Consider the following 17,279-nt stretch of genomic DNA (forward strand, 5'->3'; position numbering starts at 1 on the left):
CTCACCTGAAAGAAAAATGTGAAGGGTCAACCACGATGTTCACCGTATAGTCGCGTAACCACGGCGGGATCTTATCCGCGGAATAAAAAATAACGTCACTAATAAACCAGACTGGGATCTCGCCAGAATATAAAATTTCGGCCTGGATATCATACGGGCGATCGCCGGAATCTTGATGATTATCACCGCAAAACATCGCCTGGAAAGCCTGATGTTTTTGCCGCTGCTCCACGCTGATGGCTCTGACAGCGGAAGACGCCGCGTTGTGGTGGCAAAAAATGGCTCGTTTGAGCAAAGCCCGATGATCGAATGAAGGTTGGGTGGGTCCGCTAATTAGCTCTTTTTTAATTTTGAAGATCACCCAGTCACGATCGCGCAGCCCCTGGGAATATTTGTAGAGCATTTTTTTATTCACCTCGCCTAACGACAGGGAAATCGCATCCCTTACCCCCTCCAGCCTCAGTTCATCATTATAGTGAAAACGGTGCCCACCCTCTTCGAGTCGTTGGCGGCTAATAATCCCAGATTTAAATATGCTTCTCAGATTTGACAGGTGGCTAAAGTGATATAACGAAGAAATATTTCTCCGCGGGGTAGAAGAAAAATCAATGACTCGTGCCCAGTTAAATTGCTGAATAGCATAGAAGGGTTTATTCACAATTAAACGCATGAAATTATCATGGACATCGGACATATAAGCCGGTGCCAGGTGAGTTAATCCCGTTATTGCATAGCGCGTTAACATATACTCTTTAAACCCGTCGATATGCATAATAAGATTTAGCGCTTCCGCTATCGTAATACCGGGCGCAGCCTTATTTACATCGACCATTAACGAGCGCGGCGCCTTGTCATCCGTCGCTATATCACCCAAAAGCATCCGCGGCTTCGTCACCGGCTTTACCGGGTCAACCTGCAGGGTATATGCTTTTCGTTTTTCAACGTCAACCAACGGCTCGGCCACCCGACTACCTGTTTTAGTAGGGGGCGTTTCTTTTTTCTTTATTACATTGCCGATAAAAACCAGAACTAAAAAAATGCCAATCACAGTCCACATATGAACTCCAGCACTATCATTATTCTCTTATTGTGCATTACCGCGCACGCCGTTACGCTTCACCGATAGCAAAGAGGAAGTGAGTGTTATCTTATTCGTATTTTTAGTTGTTCAGAGGCCCCACGGAACGTGCAAAGGATGGGTGAACGACGACTCACATTAATCGATTCATTCAGTTAACTCAAGGGCTAACACTAGCCTGTACGCCGGCATGACGGGCGCGAAAATGCGGCGCGATTAGCCGACAGGGATCCGCAATCAGCATTTTTAGCCGCCAGACCGTGCGTGCCGATATTATTCATCCACGTCACGGTCGCCGGTAGAATAAATGACGCCAGAAATACCCTGGCGCGATTTTCATTTATTAAGGAATAAACACCCGCCCTTTACCGCTGACCTCAATATGTACCCGGCGGCCCGGCACCCAGTCCGCCCGGCTGACGGTTTTCAGGGTCAGCGTCTGCTGCGCGATCGCCAGCGTTAAAGTCGACAAATGGCCGGAAAAATCCACGTCGAGGATGGTGACGGCACTCTCCTCATTCTGGCAAGGCGTGATCATCAGCTGTTCCGGACGCAGCATAACCCGCCCCTGCCCGGTGATATCGTCATTATCGGTCAGCAGCGCGCCAATCGCGCACTGCGCCCGTCCGCCTTGAAGCTCGGCAGGAAGCACCAGCGCATCGCCCAGAAACAGCGCCGTGGCTTCATCGGCGGGCCGCGAATAGACCTCAAACGGGGTGCCCACCTGGGTAAAGCGCCCCTGACGCATCACCGCAACCTGGCTGGCAAACGACAGCGCTTCATTCTGATCGTGGGTCACCAGAATCGCGGCGACGCCGGCCTGGGCAAGCAGGTCTGCCGTCGCCTTTCGCGTAGTGGCACGAAGCCCGGTATCGAGGGCGGAAAAAGGTTCATCCAGCAGCATCAGCGATGGCCGCTGCGCCAGCGCCCGGGCGAGGGCCACGCGCTGCTGCTGGCCGCCGGATATTTCATGCGGCCAGTGCGTGGCCAGCTGCCCATCCAGCGACACCATCTCCATCAATGCCGCGACCCGACGGCGCTTCTCCTGCCGGGAGCAATCTAAGCCCCAGGCAATATTGTCGGCGACGTTAAGGTGCGGGAACAAGGCTCCCTCCTGCGGGACGAAACCGATGCCGCGCTGATGGGCGGGAATAAACACCCCCTCATCAAACAGCGTTCTGCCCTGCATCACGATGCGCCCGGCATCCGGCGTTTCAAACCCGGCGAGAATACGCAGCAGCGTTGTTTTTCCGGAGCCAGACGGCCCGACGATGGCCGTGCGGCTGCCGGGGGCCACCGACAGAAAAAGGTTATCCAGCACCTGAACATCGGCAAAAGATTTTGAGATCGAGGTTAATTCCAGCATTTACAGACCTGCAATTTTTTTCGACTGGTGATAGAGCACACCGGTCAACGGTAGAGAAATCGCGATCATCAGCATCGCGTAGGGCGCCGCAGCGACATAATCTATCTCGCTGGTTAGTGCCCAAAAGCCGGTGGCCAGCGTACGGGTTCCCAGCGGTGAAAGCAGCAGCGTCGCGGTCAGTTCGTTGCTGACGCCGAGAAAGACCAGAGCGGCCCCGGCCGTCGCGCCCGGCGCGGCGAGACGCAGCGTGATGCTCCACAGCGCCCGCCCCGGGCTTCTTCCCAGACTCCGCGCGACGTTTTCCAGCTCCACCGGCGCCTGGGCGATTCCCGCGCGAAGATTGATCAGCGCACGAGGCATAAACATCAGCAGGTAGGCCAGAAACAGCGTCACTTCAGTCTGATAGATGGGCCGGGCATAGTGGATGGTCACCGTAACCAGCGCCAGCGCGGTCACAATACCCGGCAGCGAACTGGTCATGTAATTGCACCCTTCAAGCAGGCGAAACAGACGATGCGGGTAGCGAATCCCCAGCCAGGCGATGGGGATACCGCAGGCGGTCGTCAGCAGCGCACCGCTGGCCCCCAGCACCAGCGTCTGGCGAAGAGAGTGCCACAGGTCGGCGTTCATCCAGTTCTCGAGGCCCCCCAACCACAGCCAGCGACACAGCACCAGCAGCGGTACCCCTAGCGCCAGCAGCACCAGCGCACCCAGCAGCGACTGTGCGGCGAGAGTCGCCATCACATTCATGCGTTTGCGTTTCTGCTCCCGCGCGGCCCCGGCGCCAATACGGGCATAGCGCGCTTTCCCCCGGGTGGCGCTCTCCAGCAGCAGGAACGCCAGGCAGCACAGCGCCAGCACGCCGGCCAGCATATTGGCCGCCGGACCGCTGAACGTGGACTGGAACTGGTCATAGATCGCGGTCGTAAAGGTATCGAAACGGATCATCGCATACAGGCCGTATTCCGCCAGCAGGTGCAGCGCCACCAGCAGCGCGCCGCCGCAAATGGCCAGCTTCAGCTGCGGTAACACCACGCGGAAAAAAACCTTCCACGGCGGCGTGCCCAGCGAAGCGGCAACGTCTTCCAGCGTCGGATCCAGGCGGCGAAGCACCGCCGCGACCGGCATATAGATGAAGGGATAGTAGGCAAGCACCGAGAGGAACACGCCGGAGGAGAGGCCGTGCATCGATGGCACCGCGCTGACCCAGGCATAGCTCTGAACAAACGCCGGAATCGCCAGCGGGGCAACCGCCAGCGCCGACCAGACCTGCCGCCCTGCCAGGGTCGTGCGTTCAGTCAGCCACGCGACCGTCACGCCGAGCGCAATGCACGCCGGGACGGTCAGGGCACTGAGCCACAGCGTATTGCTGAGCAACTCCCCGACGCGCGGACGGAACACCAGCGCCTTAATGGTCTCCCATCCGGTATCAATCCCCACGGCAACGACAAAACCCGGCGGGAGGAGTGCTAATAATGAAAACAGTACCGCTAATGCAACCATCGGAAATGCAGGACGCCTGGGCTCAGGCAGGCGTCGTACTTTTTTTCCGAGTGTAATACTCAGACCAGACATAAGGTATTCACTTCACCGGAGGGATCACAGCAGGCCAGCTTGCGTCATCAGTTCGATAACTTTTTTGCTGTTCAGCGAAGAAGGCTCTACTTTCGGCGCATCCAGTTCTTTCAGCGGCGTCAGTTTCGGGTTAGAGGCGGCATCGACACCTACGGCATATTCAAAGGCATTATTGGTTCTCAGCTCATCCTGACCCTGCTTACCGGTGATCCACTTGATGAAGGCCTGCGCCTGCTCTTTATGTTTGCTGGAGGCCAGCACGCCGCCGCCGGAGATACTCACGAAAGCACCCGGATCCTGATGTTTGAAGTAATACAGTTTGGTGTTTTTGCTGTTTTCACCGGTTTTGGCCTGATCGACAAAGCGGTAGTAGTGGTAAATCACCCCGCCATCAATTTGCCCGGCATTGACGGCCTTCATCACGGTGCTGTTGCCTTTATAGGCCACGAAGTTGGTTTTCATCGCTTTGAGCCAGTCCAGCGTCGCTTGCTCGCCCTTCAGTGCCAGCATCGCGCTGACAATGGCCTGGAAATCAGCACCCGATGGCGATGCCGCCCAGCGCCCTTTCCATTCCGGTTTCGCCAGATCCATCAGAGAATGCGGCAGCTGAGCTTCGCTGATTTTTTCCGGGTTATAGACAAAAACGGTGCTACGCGCCGCGATGCCGATCCAGCGGCCGTGCTCAGGGCGAAATTCCGGCGCCACCTGACTTAAGGTGTCGGCGTTCAGCGGCGCGAATAATTTTGCATTGTCGACCAGGACCATTGACGGGGAGTTTTCCGTCAGGAAAACGTCAGCCGGCGAAGCCGCGCCTTCCTGCACCAGCTGATTTCCCAGCTCGCTATCACCGCCGTTACGCAGAGTCACTTTAATACCGGTTTCTTTGGTAAAGCCATCCACCCACGACTTGACCAGATTTTCATGCTGCGCGTTATAGACAACAATGCCTTCACCGCTTTCGGCCGCCAGGACCTGAGGAGCAAGAAACACAGAAGCAGCGACGAGCGCGGCGGAGCAATAAGACGACAGGCGAAAATTCATGTGCTAATCCTTAGTATTAATGGATAAATGGCCGCCGATAGCCTGGCCGGAAAGGATTAAAACACAGAGAAATGGGAATGATAATGAAAACAATTCCCATAAAATAAAAACAGTTAAAAATATTGCCCCGCATCGCTTTCTTATCTGAAAATGCTTTATTTAAAACAAGATAAAATAAAAGATTAAAACAACCTTAAGATGCGATCGTTTTTCGCGGAAAATATTAAAAATATGATCCAGATTGCATTTATGCCGCGAACAAAAATCCTACACCATCAGCTCACCGGACGCCAGCGAGCGCGAATATGCGCCACAATAGCAGCGGGTCTGCCCGCTGACGGCACGTTCAATCCTCCGCACACCCACCGCGCGCTGTGGGTGAAATGGTCAGTATTTTGTTCCCCCACAAGGTTGGTATTTACAGTGGGATAATTCGGCCTACAATAATGGGTCTTTGCCACGAGGTTTAAGATGAATATTTATCAGGCGCAACCCAAGGATGTGGATAAAATCCTGCCGCTGTTTCTTGCATATCGCGAATTTTATGATGTCGGGACCCAGCGTGAGCAGGCGCGTGATTTTATTCTGCAACGCTTACAGCTTAATGAATCGACTATTTTCTTTGCTCAAATTGCCGACAAAGTCGTGGGATTTACGCAACTGTATCCGCTGTTCTGCTCATTAGAAATGAAGCGTATCTGGTTACTGTATGACTTGTTTGTTGATCCTTCGTCCCGTAAACAGGGGGTTGCTGAAGCGCTTATCGCCCGCGCCGGGCAGTTAGCCAAAGAGTCCGACTCGGCTTTTATTATGCTCAGTACCGCAACGGATAATACGCGAGCACAAGCGCTGTATGAGAAAAATGGCTTCGTACGCGACACGGATTTCTACGTCTATAATAAGCTGCTAAATAAATAACCGCTCTCGCCGCCGCGATAATAGATCGGGATTGCGCGCCCTGCACGCTGCCAGCGAGGAATGCAGAGCAGATGCTTTGGAGGCTTAGCGCCGAATGAGCGTAGAGGGCCAGCCGCCAAATATCGCGTGGGTCCTGCGCGGCAACTGCTGAAATAACGCAGTTGCCGACTTGTGCTTCAGCTCGCGTTGACGGTTCCCCGGCCGCAGCGGGAGAGACGCTACGCGCTAACCAGGCCGATCTTTGTTGGTTGCTTCAGACCGGGCGCAAAAAGAATTTCGTCGGTGTTTTACCCTTTCCGCTGGCGAGTCGTTCATGAGGTAGGGGTTGTTGATTATCGACAATCACCATTTTGTCGCTGTCCTGGCGTTCCAGCACCAGATAAATATGATCATAACCATGGTGGGCCGTCGGGCCGCAGGTAGAACCAACATCTCCAGGTTGCTGTTGTCCAACAGGAATTTTTTGCCATTTTCTTTCATCGTGAAGATAGTTGCCCAAAGCTAATGCTTGCGTAATATCGGGAACGGCAATGCCACCTTCCTGCAAGAGATTAGCCAGATTTAACGCACAGCCGTCATGTGGCCAGCTCTCATGGGTTAGCTTAAAGAGCTCACTCGCGGCAATCTCCTGTACTTTTTCATAACGGGCTGGCGTTCTGGCAATATTTATCACCTCAATCATTTTATCTTTGTCGCTGAGCGGCCCGATACCTGCCGCGGAGAGCGTTTGGGACGATATTCGGGGCGAGAGGAATGTCTGAAATTCCTCTACGGCATCGCGCCGCACGTGGGAGATAACCTTAGTCGGGTCTTTTATCGTACCGCACCAGGCGGTGCTGATCCGCAATAATCGGGCACAATATTCCACGGCCAGGCCGTGGTCCGTTTTCATTTTAGTAATGAACGTTTCTGCCGTGTCTATGCCATGCTGTTTCGCAAAACCCAGCAGTGCCGATTGTCTGGTGCCAATACTGTCAAATGATACCTGGAAGGCTCCGGTCTCTTCGCTTTCAATGTGAGTCCGGGAACGATGATTTCCCGAATCGACGCCAGCATCCCAGCGCCAGTCCGATTCAAACCCCGCCTGCACGCGAAGCACTTCACACATCACTGCTTTTCGGTGTTTAAGGCTGGTGTAAGGCCCAAGCACACCTTTCATGACGGCATAGATATCATGAAGCTCATTTTCAGCAAAAACATCATCGGGTAACCCATCCAGAGTCTCCACCAGTTGTTGCAGAAACGCGATGGGCGGGCGACCATGTTGCGCGCTGACGGGATAGCGGGTCGTGATGAATATACGTTTGTTGATCGTCTCCATAATATTCTCCTTCATGGGTTTATTACTGCAGAGACGCGATTTCGTCTCTATTTATTTGAGGACAGGCTCTGAAACAAAGAAGAGAACTTATTCACCAGGTATGGTGCAAATAATGTCATCCCGGCAGACAGGAATTTAATAATCTCGCCAACGGATTCAGGACTTGATATTTTACCAGTCATGCCATAATCAAGTAATATTAAGGACCCAAAACCAATAAACATAAATAAAATGACCAGCATTCCTGTCAGTGCAATGAGTCGACTCGAGCTGGCTTTCATTACGGTTTCCAGAACAGGTTTGCCTGCCGGGTCATAAAGCGGTGTTTTGGTCACTGTATCAATACCATCTTTTGTTTCCTTAACTTCAGTGACGGCAGATAACTCCACATCTTCAGAAAGCGCATCCGCCAAAGACCACGTTTCAGGAAGAGAGCGGCGGATAACTAAAATAGAAACCAGCGTACCGCAGATGACAATAAAAAGTATGACAGGTAAGAAAATACATCTGTAATTTTCCTCACACAGATACTGCCCCTGTGCTGATGGTTCCCCGGCCAGGACTGAAGCAGAAAAAAAGAGCAGGCATATTGCATGTGCTGACCAGTATGTTTTGCGAGAAAACATAAATACACTCCTCATCAATATAACTTTCATTTATTATTGACATGTGAAGATAGCGTCATTCATATAATGACATCCGTTACACAGGATGCGATCTCGCTTCTTTTCGCCATTCCGGGGTTCCGTGCTTCGCGCCTGTTCAGAACCACACGCCGATAGCAGTGATGTCAGAATGATGAACGAAAGACGTTTCAGGTTATTTCTCATCAAATTCCACACACCAAACACAACCCGGCGCGCTAAAAACAGTAAGACGGTCAGATAAAGATAAAACATCATTCCCGCATCCCGTAAACAGACACGGATATACTGCCGGCATGAATGACGGTAGTGAAAATCCGGTCAGCCGTATAAGCATGAGTATAATGGCGGGAATGCAACTCTCACTCATTCATATGAAGGAGTGCGTGAAATAAATCAGCCGTGAATGGCCCGGATAATGAGCAGCAATTCGGACTGATTTCGGGTATGTGTTTTCCGGTACAGCGCACTGAGATGGCTTCTGATGGTGGTGATGGATACGCCCAGATGTAGGGCGCATTCATCCGGGGTCATCCCCCTGACCAGCAGTTCTGCCACCGCATTCTCGGCGGGTTTAACATCAAACACCTCCATTAAGGCGCTGCCGCTGAGGAAAGGCTCGGGGATGATAATGCAGGCGACTCCGGGAATACGGGAGGCCGGAAGCACCAGGATCGGTTTTGCAGGGCGTCTGGTGGTGTAGCACAATCCCGCCCGGGGGGGCGCCCCGGTTCGCGTGGCCTGTTCGATGGCATGTTTCAGTTTTTTGCTGTCAGTATCCAGACTGAGTGTATCCGCGCCGGCAGACCAGACCAACCGGACGCTCGCACGCTGGTAACTTTCGGCATGGGCACTGGCGTAAAGAATTTTCCCGCTACGATCCACCAGCCAGACCGGGTAAATACCGTTATCCATAATCGCAGTTTGATACTCAATCGTGTCACGAAGTTGCTCAAATCTGGCGTGAAGCTGACTGGCGGTAATTAACGCCGGGATGAGCCGCCGAAATACGTCAAATTGTGCAGACTGCGGATAGGCGGCATCGTTGGCTGTCATCAGCGATAAATAGGTGGAATAACCGTTGACGGTACACAGCTTGACACTGGTCAGATAATTCAGGTCATTCGGGTGATGAAATTCATTGTAATAAATGCTGTTAGCAATAAATTTATCGCCTAAAAACTCCCTGTCCCTGTACATCTGCCCGACAGGCAGCCCCGTCAGTATTTTTTCAGCAGGGTCAATGGCCAGAAATACATCCCGGTAGGCCGTAAATACCTTTTCTTCAAAGAGGAAGGAATCGGTCATCAGATGCGCATTACCTTTATCATAAAAAAGTAATGCCGCGTACTGATGACCTGTCAGGAACGACAGCTTCTGCAGCGCGAGTTTCCACAGCTGGGGATCCAGCGTGGCCATCAGGATAGTTTCCAGGATCTCAAGATAAATCAGTTCCGGATCAGTGGCCATAACAACACCTGTTAATCAGTGTTTAACCTGCCTGGACGGCACATGATGCCTGCTCATTCAGCATAGACCCGGAAGATAAATCATGGCAATCCTGACAGGGAAATACAGCAACAACGCCGATCCCGTGAGTTTTACGACGTCAGGCATGGCGCAAGACTCGTGGCGATAGCATTATCTGGCGGGCATCATCTGGAAAAGCGCAAATAGCCTGCGCCAGACAGATGTTCTCGCTCAGCGGCCTATAGCCCAGCGATGGATGAGTGAATCCCTGGCGCAAGGTCAAGAACGCGTTGGCTGGAATGTGTTGGATTCGGTGCTGGTTTCGGCCATTGAATCCGCCTGACGTGCAGCCGATCGCCGGTCAGCACTCGCGGGAAGAAAAAAAAAACCCGCAGAGATAGAGCGGGTCGATTCAAATTCAAATCCATTGCATGCAAGTAACATCACAATAACCGGGGGTTATTTTATGACTTGCATCACAAAAATACCCCTCCCCGTTCGGGGGGGAGCCTGAGGTCTCCTCCCCTCCTGGTCGGTCGCGCGCGATGAGAAGAAATACCGTTTACGCCTGTGGTCGTATCGAATGGAACGGAACCTCAGGACGGATCCGGAACCAGATCGCATACATCGCCGGCAAGAAGACCAGCGTCATGATGGTGCCCCCTAACGTTCCGCCAATCAGCGTATAAGCGAGGGTCCCCCAGAACACCGAATGGGTCAGGGGAATAAACGCCAGCACAGCGGCCATTGCCGTCAGGAGTACGGGTCTTGCCCGCTGTACCGTAGCTTCTATCACCGCATGGTACGGGTCGAGGCCTTGCCTCTCGTTATGATGGATTTGGCCGATAAGAATCAGCGTATTACGCATAAGGATCCCCGAAAGCGCGATCAACCCGACAAGAGCATTGATGCCAAACGGTTGATTGAAAAGCAGCAGCGCAGGAACCACGCCGATCAGCCCCAGCGGAGCGGTAAGAAACACCATCACCATGGCTGACATTGAACGTACCTGCAGAATGATGATCAGCAGCGTCAGGGCAATCATGATGGGGAACAACGGCGCCATCGCCTGAGTGGCTTTGCCCGATTCCTCAATCGAGCCCGCCATGTCGATACGGTATCCGGGCGGGAGCGAATCAATAATTGGCTGTAGCTGCTTCATGAGGGCGGCAGAAACGTCCGGAGGCTGAAGATTATCGGCAATGTCCCCCCGCACGGTAATGGTGGGCGTTCGATCGCGACGACGCAGTAGCGGGTCTTCCATTCTCACCTCCACCTCGCCGATTTGCGCCAGAGGAATGCGCTGTCCCGCCTTGCCCACCAGGGTAAGCCCCTCAATTTTCGCCGGATCCAGACGTATATCACCGGCGGCGCGCCCCGTTACCTGCACCGAGCGAATATCTTCCCGTACCGAGGTAATGGGAATACCCGATAACAGGAACTGGAGCTGTTGGGCCACGGCATTCGACGTTAAACCGGTTGCCTGCAGACGGTCCTGATCGAGGATGAAATGTAAGGCTGGTACCTTTGTCCCCCAGTCGGTATTGACGGTCCTCATCATCGGGCTTGCCTGCAGCACAGCCTTAACCTTATCGGCGATGTCGCGCAATTTATCGCTATCTGGCCCCATCACCCGCCATGCCACCGGGAAAGGTGAATACGGGCCAAACACCAGTTGCGTTACGCGAACGCGCGCTTCTGGCGCCAGTCCGCTGGCGACGGCTTCCCGCAGTCGAAGTTTGAGCGCATCGCGTGATTGCTGGCTGTCCGTCAACACCACTATTTTGGCAAACGACGGGTCGGGTAGCTCGGGGGCCATCGCCAGATAAAAGCGCGGTGAGCCCTGGCCGATGTAGGCGGTAACAATTTTCGCTTCCGGCTGTTTTTGCAACCACGCCTCTATTTTGGCCGCCGCTGCGCTGGTCTGCCCAATCGAGGTGCCATAGGGCATCTGCACTTCGACCAGAACTTCCGGCCGGTCAGAGGTGGGGAAAAATTGTTTTTTCACCAGCCCCATTCCGAGAACGGCCAGAACGAAAATAGCGACGACGGAACCGGCCACTCCCCATTTGCTTGCGATAACGCGGGCCAGCATACGGCGGAAGCGGTTATAGCGCGGCGTGTTATAGATCGCGGCATGGCCGCCTTCCACTTTTACAATATCCGGCAGCATCTTCACGCCCAGATACGGCGTGAAAACAACGGCAACCAGCCACGAGGCGATCAGGGCGAGGCCGACAATCCAGAACATATTGCTGGTGTATTCTCCGGCCGTAGACTGCGCAAAACCATTTGGCATAAAGCCAATGGCTGTCACCAGCGTTCCTGCCAGCATTGGCGCGGCGGTATGGCTCCAGGCGTAGGCCGAAGCTTTAATTCTGTCGTAGCCCTCCTCCATTTTCACCACCATCATTTCGATGGCGATAATGGCATCATCGACCAGCAGGCCGAGAGCAAGAATAAGCGAGCCGAGGGTGACGCGGTCAAAGTTGATACCGGAGGCTTCCATCACCACAAAAACAATCGCCAGCGTCAGGGGGACCGCCGCCGCGACCACAACGCCCACGCGCCACCCCATGCTGACAAAACAGACCATCATAACGACCAGCAGGGCGGCGAAGAATTTGATCATGAACTCGTCGACCGACGCGCCGATATTCACCGACTGATCGGTGACTTTCGTCAGGGTCAGCCCCAGCGGCATAGCCGCATTGATTTTTGCCGCTTCGGCATCCAGCGCTTTACCTAACGCCAGACCATTCCAGCCTTCGCGCATGACAATACCGAGCAGCAGCGCTGGTTCAGACTGGTTACGAATCTGCAGCGTGGGAGGATCTTCATAACCTCGTTCCACCGTTGCCACGTCGGATAGCTTGAGCGTTTTACCCTGAGCGATAAATGGCGTATCGCGGATCTTCTGCAATTCGTCGAAAGCGCCATCGAGGCGAATAAAGATCTGCGCGCCGCGAGTCTCGATGGAGCCCGCCGGGGTTAAGGCGTTCTGGCTGTTAAGCGCATTGAAAATATCCTGCGGAGAGAGTCCCATCGTAGCCAGACGCTCATGCGAGAAAGAGATATAAATCCGTTCAGCCTGCTCGCCGATAATATTGACTTTCTTCACGCCAGGGACGTGCAGGAGCTGCTGGCGTAATGTTTCGGCATCACGAACCAACAGGCGCTGCGGCTCCCCTTTCGCTTTCAGCGCAAAGAGCGCGAAAGTCACGTCGGCGAATTCATCATTGATCATCGGCCCGGTCACGCCAGCGGGGAGATTTTTGGCCTCATCCCCAAGCTTTTTTCGCGCCTGATAGAACTCTTCCTGCACCTGAGATGGCGGCGTGCTGTCCTGCAATGAGAGCGTGATAAATGCCATGCCGGGGCGGGTATAGGTTTCCGTACGGTCATACCATTTGAGCTCCTGCAGACGTTTTTCCAGCGGCTCGGCAACCTGATCCTGAATTTCCTGCGCGGTCGCCCCTGGCCAGACGCTGATAATGGTCATCTGTTTGACCGTAAAGGGCGGATCTTCCGCTCGCCCAAGGCCAAAAAACGAATAAATACCGGCTATCGTAATCAGAATAATCAAAAACAGCGTGATCGAGCGCTCGCGCACCGCAAGCGCTGACAGATTGAAGCGTTTTGCGCTCATGGTTTGCTCCCCGCATGGGCAGCATCGCGTGGTTCAGCAAGTCGGACAGACTCGCCTTCATGCAGAAGATGCGCCCCTAGCGCCACAATCTTCTCGCCCGGCCGCAGATCGCCAGTCACCTGCACCGCTTCCGCACCTACGCTAAGCACCTTCACCGGCTGCCAGACGACCTTTGTCGGCCGCGCGGAAATGCGCCAGATACCGGGCCCTTTGCCCGCATCGTACAGAGCAGCCAGCGGAACCTGCATCACCGGGCGCTCCCCGCTATTTTTTTGGATTTGCAGCGTCACGGTCGACCCCAGCGGGGCGTTCGCCAGCGGCCCTTCCAGCACGTACCGCGCCTCGAATGTGCGGGTCGTCGCATCGGCCGAATCCGAAAGCAGCCGCAGTCTGGCAACGACAGGCTCTGTTTCGTTGCCATAGCGCGTAGCCTGAGCTTCGCTGCCGATGGCGGGACGCAACGTCTCCGGTAGCTGCACCAGCGCCTCGCGCTGCCCCGCTCTCGCCAACCGGATCACCGCCTGTCCGGCGCTGACGACCTGACCGGGTTCGCCGAGGGTCTCCATCACCACGCCGTCGGAATCGGCCAGCAGCACGGCATAGCCCGTCGCGTTTTGCGCCACGTTTGCCTGAGCCTGGGCGGCGCTGAGCTCCGCTTTAGCCGAATCGGCCGCCGCTTTAATCTGGTCATACTCTGACGCGGATACGGCGCCAGAGGCAACGAGGCCACGATAGCGCGCCTCATCACTGATTGCTTTTCTTGCGCGTGCCCTGGCGGCATCAACGGCCTGTTGCTGCGCCAGCGCCTGCAGCTTCAGGTCAACAGGGTCCAGTCGCATCAATGGCTGACCACGTTTAACGCTCTGGCCAGTATCCACAAAACGTTCGAGGATCTTACCCTGCACCCTGAAACCAAGATCGCTTTGCGTTCGTGCTACCACCACGCCGGTAAAGCTCCGGGAAGTGGTGTTCGCGAGTTCAACGGACCCGGCTCTGACGAGCGGCGGCCGCGTGCGCGGATCGTCATTAGCGGAATTGTCGCCGCAGGCCCCCAGGATGAACGGCAGGAGGCAGACGGCAAGGCGGGCTGAATTAAGCCTGAGCATGGGAACCTTATTGCATTAGCAGAATGGTATCCGCATTCTCAGACTAGTGACCAATAAAGTCAATGGTCACAAATCAGGGGGCCAGGCTTCTTAAAATCAGTGAAGAAAGCAGTACCGCTGCTTTGGGAGCCGCTTCGAGATTAAACTGCAGCTGGACGGGGTTAACGAAAGGACACATCACCAGATATACCGCGTGCGTGGCTTCATCCAGCGGCGTTTTTCTTTCAAACTCCCCGTTCTTCCTGCCTTCAAGCAGAATGCCCTCAATCAGCTTCATCAGATGTTCTGTATACTTTTCCGTCGCAGGCCACCGGTCCCTTGCGGCTACGGCGGCAATGTCGTAAAGCTTACGATCGTGGAAAAACAGCTCGCTCCCCGCTTCGGTGAGCGCCCCGAAGAGACGACGGAGTTTCTCGCTGGCTGACGGCGCATCGGCTATTGCCGAATGCACGGCCTCCATGATCAACGACAGACGGTTAGCGCAGATCACCTCGCCGATAGCCTGTTTAGAATCAAAAAATTTATAGATGTAAGATTTTGAAAAACCTATAGATTTAGCAAGCTCTGCCACGGTGGTTTTTTCGTAGCCGTAGTGGCCGAAATGCTCAAAAGCAGCTTCGACAATTTGCTCTCGGACGCTGTGATCAAGTGGACCACGTGATGATGGGACGTTCATATTCTTAGTCATTTTTTCAGCTTAGCGTGATAGCCATTGATTGAAATTTGTGACCACATTGGAATTTAGTCACCTTTCCGGCTAGTTTCAAGGTCGCGCAATGTTATCCTCGCCGGCGACGCTACCTGCGCAGCGCATCTGTTCGCTGCGGGATATGCTGGCGGATCGGTTCGAATGCTCCAGTACCGAAATTGTACCAGACAAATACCTTTGCCAATAAAAGTGCCGAATCCCTATATGAAAGCTTATCTCAATGACAGAAGTGAATGCCCCCGCAGGAATGGTCTCTGCTTTTCATCAATGCGAGCAAGCAGTAAGGCGATGCGTTGCAATCTATCCATAACAGATAAGTTCCCTGGGAGGGGTTATTCCGGGCCAGGCAAGATAGTCACTATCGCTGAGCAGGATGCTCTACTTTTGGCGCCTGATAGCAGACTTGATGAACGGGTGATGCCGGGAAACGGCGAATAGACAACGGCCCGGAACTCAGTTCGCGGCCCCGGCGCAGCAGGGTCAAGAGCGTGGCGTCCTGAGCGCCTCACAATGGAGGCGATGTTACTGATGGGGAAACGACCCCAAAGCAAAAAGGGGTTACCTTTCGGTAACCCCTTTTTTTATTTGGCGGAAGCGTAGAGATTCGAACTCTAGAACCCTTTCGGGTCGCCGGTTTTCAAGACCGGTGCCTTCAACCGCTCGGCCACGCTTCCAGAATGACGCGCACTATAAACACCTCTTAGCGCCATGTAAAGCAGGAATTTATCGAACGCGGAGGTTTCTCTCGCAATGGCGCAAAAAACGAGCAATGCGCTAACATCGTTATTTACAACGGCGCCCATAGAGAAGGTTCGCCGATATGAAAAGGGTCAACGCCTTAGCTATTTTGGCGTTTATTTTATTGCTCCCCTCTGAAGCATCGGCTCAATATCCTGCATTTGCGGCATTCACCCCACCGTCGAAAGAATATGTGGTGCAAAGCGATCTGAGTGAAGTCACTAACTTACCCAACGTGCATGCACAGGGTGGCCGGGGGATCTGTTACGCCGCCTCTGCGGCAGTCATGCTTACTGCAGAAAACGGCCTCAAATTACCTGAGGATTGTACTCGCTATACGCCAGACAAGATTTTTTCACCTTACGGGCTGGTAAAACCTTTTGGTGAAGAGGATTCAGGAAGTCATGAGCCTCTTGCAGATGAAGGCGGGAGTGCAATAAATGCCTTAAATTATGCCGCATATGTCGCGTTCGGTAACCCATCACTGGAGTGCTCGTCAAAAGATAAAACGATGCCTGATTTCGCCGATAACGATGATGGTGGTATTCGGGAATATACAATGTGGAATCAGGTTTATAATATTTACGAAAACCTCACAAACACAGTTCAAAAAATAAACTTTAATTGTCAGGCATGCATTGAGAATTTTTTTCATACTCACAAAACAGCATTCTCAACCTTAAAGAAAATATTTCCCAATATAAAACAGGAGTCGGTCAGTTTTCTCAGGCTCATGCGGGAACCTACTTATCGCGACTTCGTGGTTAAACTTACCGTGCCGATGAAATGCCAGCGGAAATCCGTGCATAGAGGTTCTGAAGGTTATAAACAGCTGGGGAGAATCCTGGCAAAAAGAAGTCAATGATGGCTGGGTGCAAGCAAAGCCTCTGCTGGATAGCACACGTTACGCTGAGTCTATGATGGGCTGGCGCAGTGACAAGACCAGGCCCTGACAGCAAGATTCCGCCATCCTCAAATCCATGGCAATCCAATACAAACTATAACTATATTGATTTATAGATATTTTTTTCAATTCGGTCCAATTCATTCCAACCCAAACCTGGAGTATCTCAGTATAAATGGCACAACGCTTTTGTTGTGCCAGCAGATAATGAAATGAGACTCCACATGGCAATTCTGACCGACACCAAACCCCGGCATATCAAGCCCGGCGACAAAGCCCTGCCTCACGGTGGTGTAATTGGGCTTACACTTAACCCAACAAGGGCAACCAAAGGCCGGGGTTATTGGATCTTTCGTTACGTTAGCCCTGTGACGCAAAAACGGCGCCAGGCCAGCATCGGGGAGCGGAAATGACCAGCCATACCCGGTTACTGTAGCCACAGATATTCAGGTTTACTTCTGTGATCCTCAATCCCCCTGGTAACGTGGCTCAAATGAAAATGACAACAGATTACTCAGGCAGTATTTCCCCAAAGGAACTGACTTATCGGTTCACAGCCAGCAGAAGCTTAACAATGTTGCCAGGCAGCTCAACGAGAGGCCGAGAAAAACGCTAGACTCTGAATCACCTGCAGAACAGTTCAATAAGTATGTTGCATCCATCGGTTGAACTCACAGCGAAAAGCAGACGAATGCTTCAAGGCATGCGAATTTTTAAAAAGTAAATATTTTTTTGGCAGGACACCAGGATCGGAGCAACT

General features: G+C 53.4%; 12 protein-coding genes, 1 tRNA gene and 3 pseudogenes. 4 read left to right on the forward strand and 12 right to left on the reverse strand.

Annotation, left to right across the window (positions count from 1 at the left end):
• Position 1 precedes the first annotated feature (1 nt).
• From DSD31_RS16400 to DSD31_RS16415, 4 genes are all read right to left on the reverse strand, one after another.
• A complete protein-coding gene (locus tag DSD31_RS16400) occupies positions 2-1,057 on the reverse strand; it encodes a DarT ssDNA thymidine ADP-ribosyltransferase family protein (protein ID WP_004860289.1) in 1,056 nt (351 codons plus the stop codon).
• Positions 1,058-1,421: 364 nt separating this feature from the next.
• Positions 1,422-2,444: an ABC transporter ATP-binding protein gene (locus tag DSD31_RS16405; protein WP_069476100.1), complete on the reverse strand. Its 1,023-nt coding sequence runs from the start codon at positions 2,442-2,444 to the stop codon at positions 1,422-1,424.
• Entirely contained in the window at positions 2,445-4,019 is a 1,575-nt protein-coding gene (locus DSD31_RS16410; RefSeq protein ID WP_162786324.1) for an ABC transporter permease, read from the reverse strand.
• Between the two features lie 24 nt (positions 4,020-4,043).
• Positions 4,044-5,060 (reverse strand): iron ABC transporter substrate-binding protein, encoded by a 1,017-nt coding sequence (locus DSD31_RS16415; RefSeq protein WP_004860282.1) that lies wholly within the window; start codon positions 5,058-5,060, stop codon positions 4,044-4,046.
• 471 nt (positions 5,061-5,531) lie between these two features.
• Here DSD31_RS16415 and DSD31_RS16420 point away from each other — a divergent pair, with 471 nt between their 5' ends.
• Positions 5,532-5,978, forward strand: a complete 447-nt coding sequence (locus tag DSD31_RS16420) for a GNAT family N-acetyltransferase (RefSeq protein WP_032717645.1) — start codon at positions 5,532-5,534, stop codon at positions 5,976-5,978.
• Between the two features lie 253 nt (positions 5,979-6,231).
• On the opposite strand, the gene DSD31_RS16425 is transcribed toward DSD31_RS16420, so the two are convergent.
• The 8 genes and pseudogenes from DSD31_RS16425 to DSD31_RS16455 form a co-directional block, all read right to left on the reverse strand.
• Entirely contained in the window at positions 6,232-7,299 is a 1,068-nt protein-coding gene (locus tag DSD31_RS16425) for a hypothetical protein (protein ID WP_015584701.1), read from the reverse strand.
• A 47-nt stretch (positions 7,300-7,346) separates the two neighbouring features.
• Complete coding sequence (locus DSD31_RS16430; RefSeq protein ID WP_004860277.1) at positions 7,347-7,925, reverse strand: hypothetical protein; 579 nt, start codon at positions 7,923-7,925, stop codon at positions 7,347-7,349.
• Between the two features lie 414 nt (positions 7,926-8,339).
• Entirely contained in the window at positions 8,340-9,251 is a 912-nt protein-coding gene (locus DSD31_RS26645; protein WP_369974016.1) for a helix-turn-helix transcriptional regulator, read from the reverse strand.
• A 48-nt stretch (positions 9,252-9,299) separates the two neighbouring features.
• Positions 9,300-9,413 (reverse strand): annotated as a pseudogene (locus DSD31_RS26495) (helix-turn-helix transcriptional regulator); the annotation flags it as partial.
• A 562-nt stretch (positions 9,414-9,975) separates the two neighbouring features.
• The gene (locus tag DSD31_RS16440) at positions 9,976-13,062 is read right to left on the reverse strand and encodes an efflux RND transporter permease subunit (protein WP_032717642.1); all 3,087 of its coding nucleotides are present in this window, start codon (positions 13,060-13,062) and stop codon (positions 9,976-9,978) included.
• Positions 13,059-14,168, reverse strand: a complete 1,110-nt coding sequence (locus tag DSD31_RS16445) for an efflux RND transporter periplasmic adaptor subunit (protein ID WP_015584704.1) — start codon at positions 14,166-14,168, stop codon at positions 13,059-13,061. Before DSD31_RS16445 ends, DSD31_RS16440 begins: the two co-directional genes overlap by 4 nt.
• Positions 14,169-14,241: 73 nt before the next feature.
• The gene (locus DSD31_RS16450; RefSeq protein ID WP_004860265.1) at positions 14,242-14,856 is read right to left on the reverse strand and encodes a TetR/AcrR family transcriptional regulator; all 615 of its coding nucleotides are present in this window, start codon (positions 14,854-14,856) and stop codon (positions 14,242-14,244) included.
• A gap of 607 nt (positions 14,857-15,463) precedes the next feature.
• Positions 15,464-15,551: transfer RNA gene (locus DSD31_RS16455), tRNA-Ser, on the reverse strand.
• A gap of 146 nt (positions 15,552-15,697) precedes the next feature.
• Here DSD31_RS16455 and DSD31_RS16460 point away from each other — a divergent pair.
• The 3 genes and pseudogenes from DSD31_RS16460 to DSD31_RS26345 form a co-directional block, all read left to right on the forward strand.
• Entirely contained in the window at positions 15,698-16,480 is a 783-nt protein-coding gene (locus tag DSD31_RS16460; RefSeq protein WP_113991189.1) for a hypothetical protein, read from the forward strand.
• Between the two features lie 263 nt (positions 16,481-16,743).
• Positions 16,744-16,920: pseudogene (locus tag DSD31_RS26500) on the forward strand (integrase); the annotation flags it as partial.
• Positions 16,917-17,188: pseudogene (locus tag DSD31_RS26345) on the forward strand (IS30 family transposase); the annotation flags it as partial. The pseudogenes DSD31_RS26500 and DSD31_RS26345, both read left to right, overlap by 4 nt.
• Between the last annotated feature and the right edge of the window lie 91 nt (positions 17,189-17,279).

The organism is Klebsiella sp. X13 (assembly GCF_003323835.1).
GTDB lineage: Bacteria > Pseudomonadota > Gammaproteobacteria > Enterobacterales > Enterobacteriaceae > Klebsiella > Klebsiella ornithinolytica.

Coding starts and splice junctions, on each gene's coding strand:
- DSD31_RS16405 (WP_069476100.1), bottom strand. CDS start 2,444: ATGCTGGAATTAACCTCGATCTCAAAATCTTTTGCCGATGTTCAGGTG.
- DSD31_RS16425 (WP_015584701.1), bottom strand. CDS start 7,299: ATGGAGACGATCAACAAACGTATATTCATCACGACCCGCTATCCCGTC.
- DSD31_RS16460 (WP_113991189.1), top strand. CDS start 15,698: ATGAAAAGGGTCAACGCCTTAGCTATTTTGGCGTTTATTTTATTGCTC.
- DSD31_RS16450 (WP_004860265.1), bottom strand. CDS start 14,856: ATGACTAAGAATATGAACGTCCCATCATCACGTGGTCCACTTGATCAC.
- DSD31_RS16400 (WP_004860289.1), bottom strand. CDS start 1,057: ATGTGGACTGTGATTGGCATTTTTTTAGTTCTGGTTTTTATCGGCAAT.
- DSD31_RS26645 (WP_369974016.1), bottom strand. CDS start 9,251: ATGACCGATTCCTTCCTCTTTGAAGAAAAGGTATTTACGGCCTACCGG.
- DSD31_RS16415 (WP_004860282.1), bottom strand. CDS start 5,060: ATGAATTTTCGCCTGTCGTCTTATTGCTCCGCCGCGCTCGTCGCTGCT.
- DSD31_RS16420 (WP_032717645.1), top strand. CDS start 5,532: ATGAATATTTATCAGGCGCAACCCAAGGATGTGGATAAAATCCTGCCG.
- DSD31_RS16445 (WP_015584704.1), bottom strand. CDS start 14,168: ATGCTCAGGCTTAATTCAGCCCGCCTTGCCGTCTGCCTCCTGCCGTTC.
- DSD31_RS16440 (WP_032717642.1), bottom strand. CDS start 13,062: ATGAGCGCAAAACGCTTCAATCTGTCAGCGCTTGCGGTGCGCGAGCGC.
- DSD31_RS16430 (WP_004860277.1), bottom strand. CDS start 7,925: ATGTTTTCTCGCAAAACATACTGGTCAGCACATGCAATATGCCTGCTC.
- DSD31_RS16410 (WP_162786324.1), bottom strand. CDS start 4,019: ATGTCTGGTCTGAGTATTACACTCGGAAAAAAAGTACGACGCCTGCCT.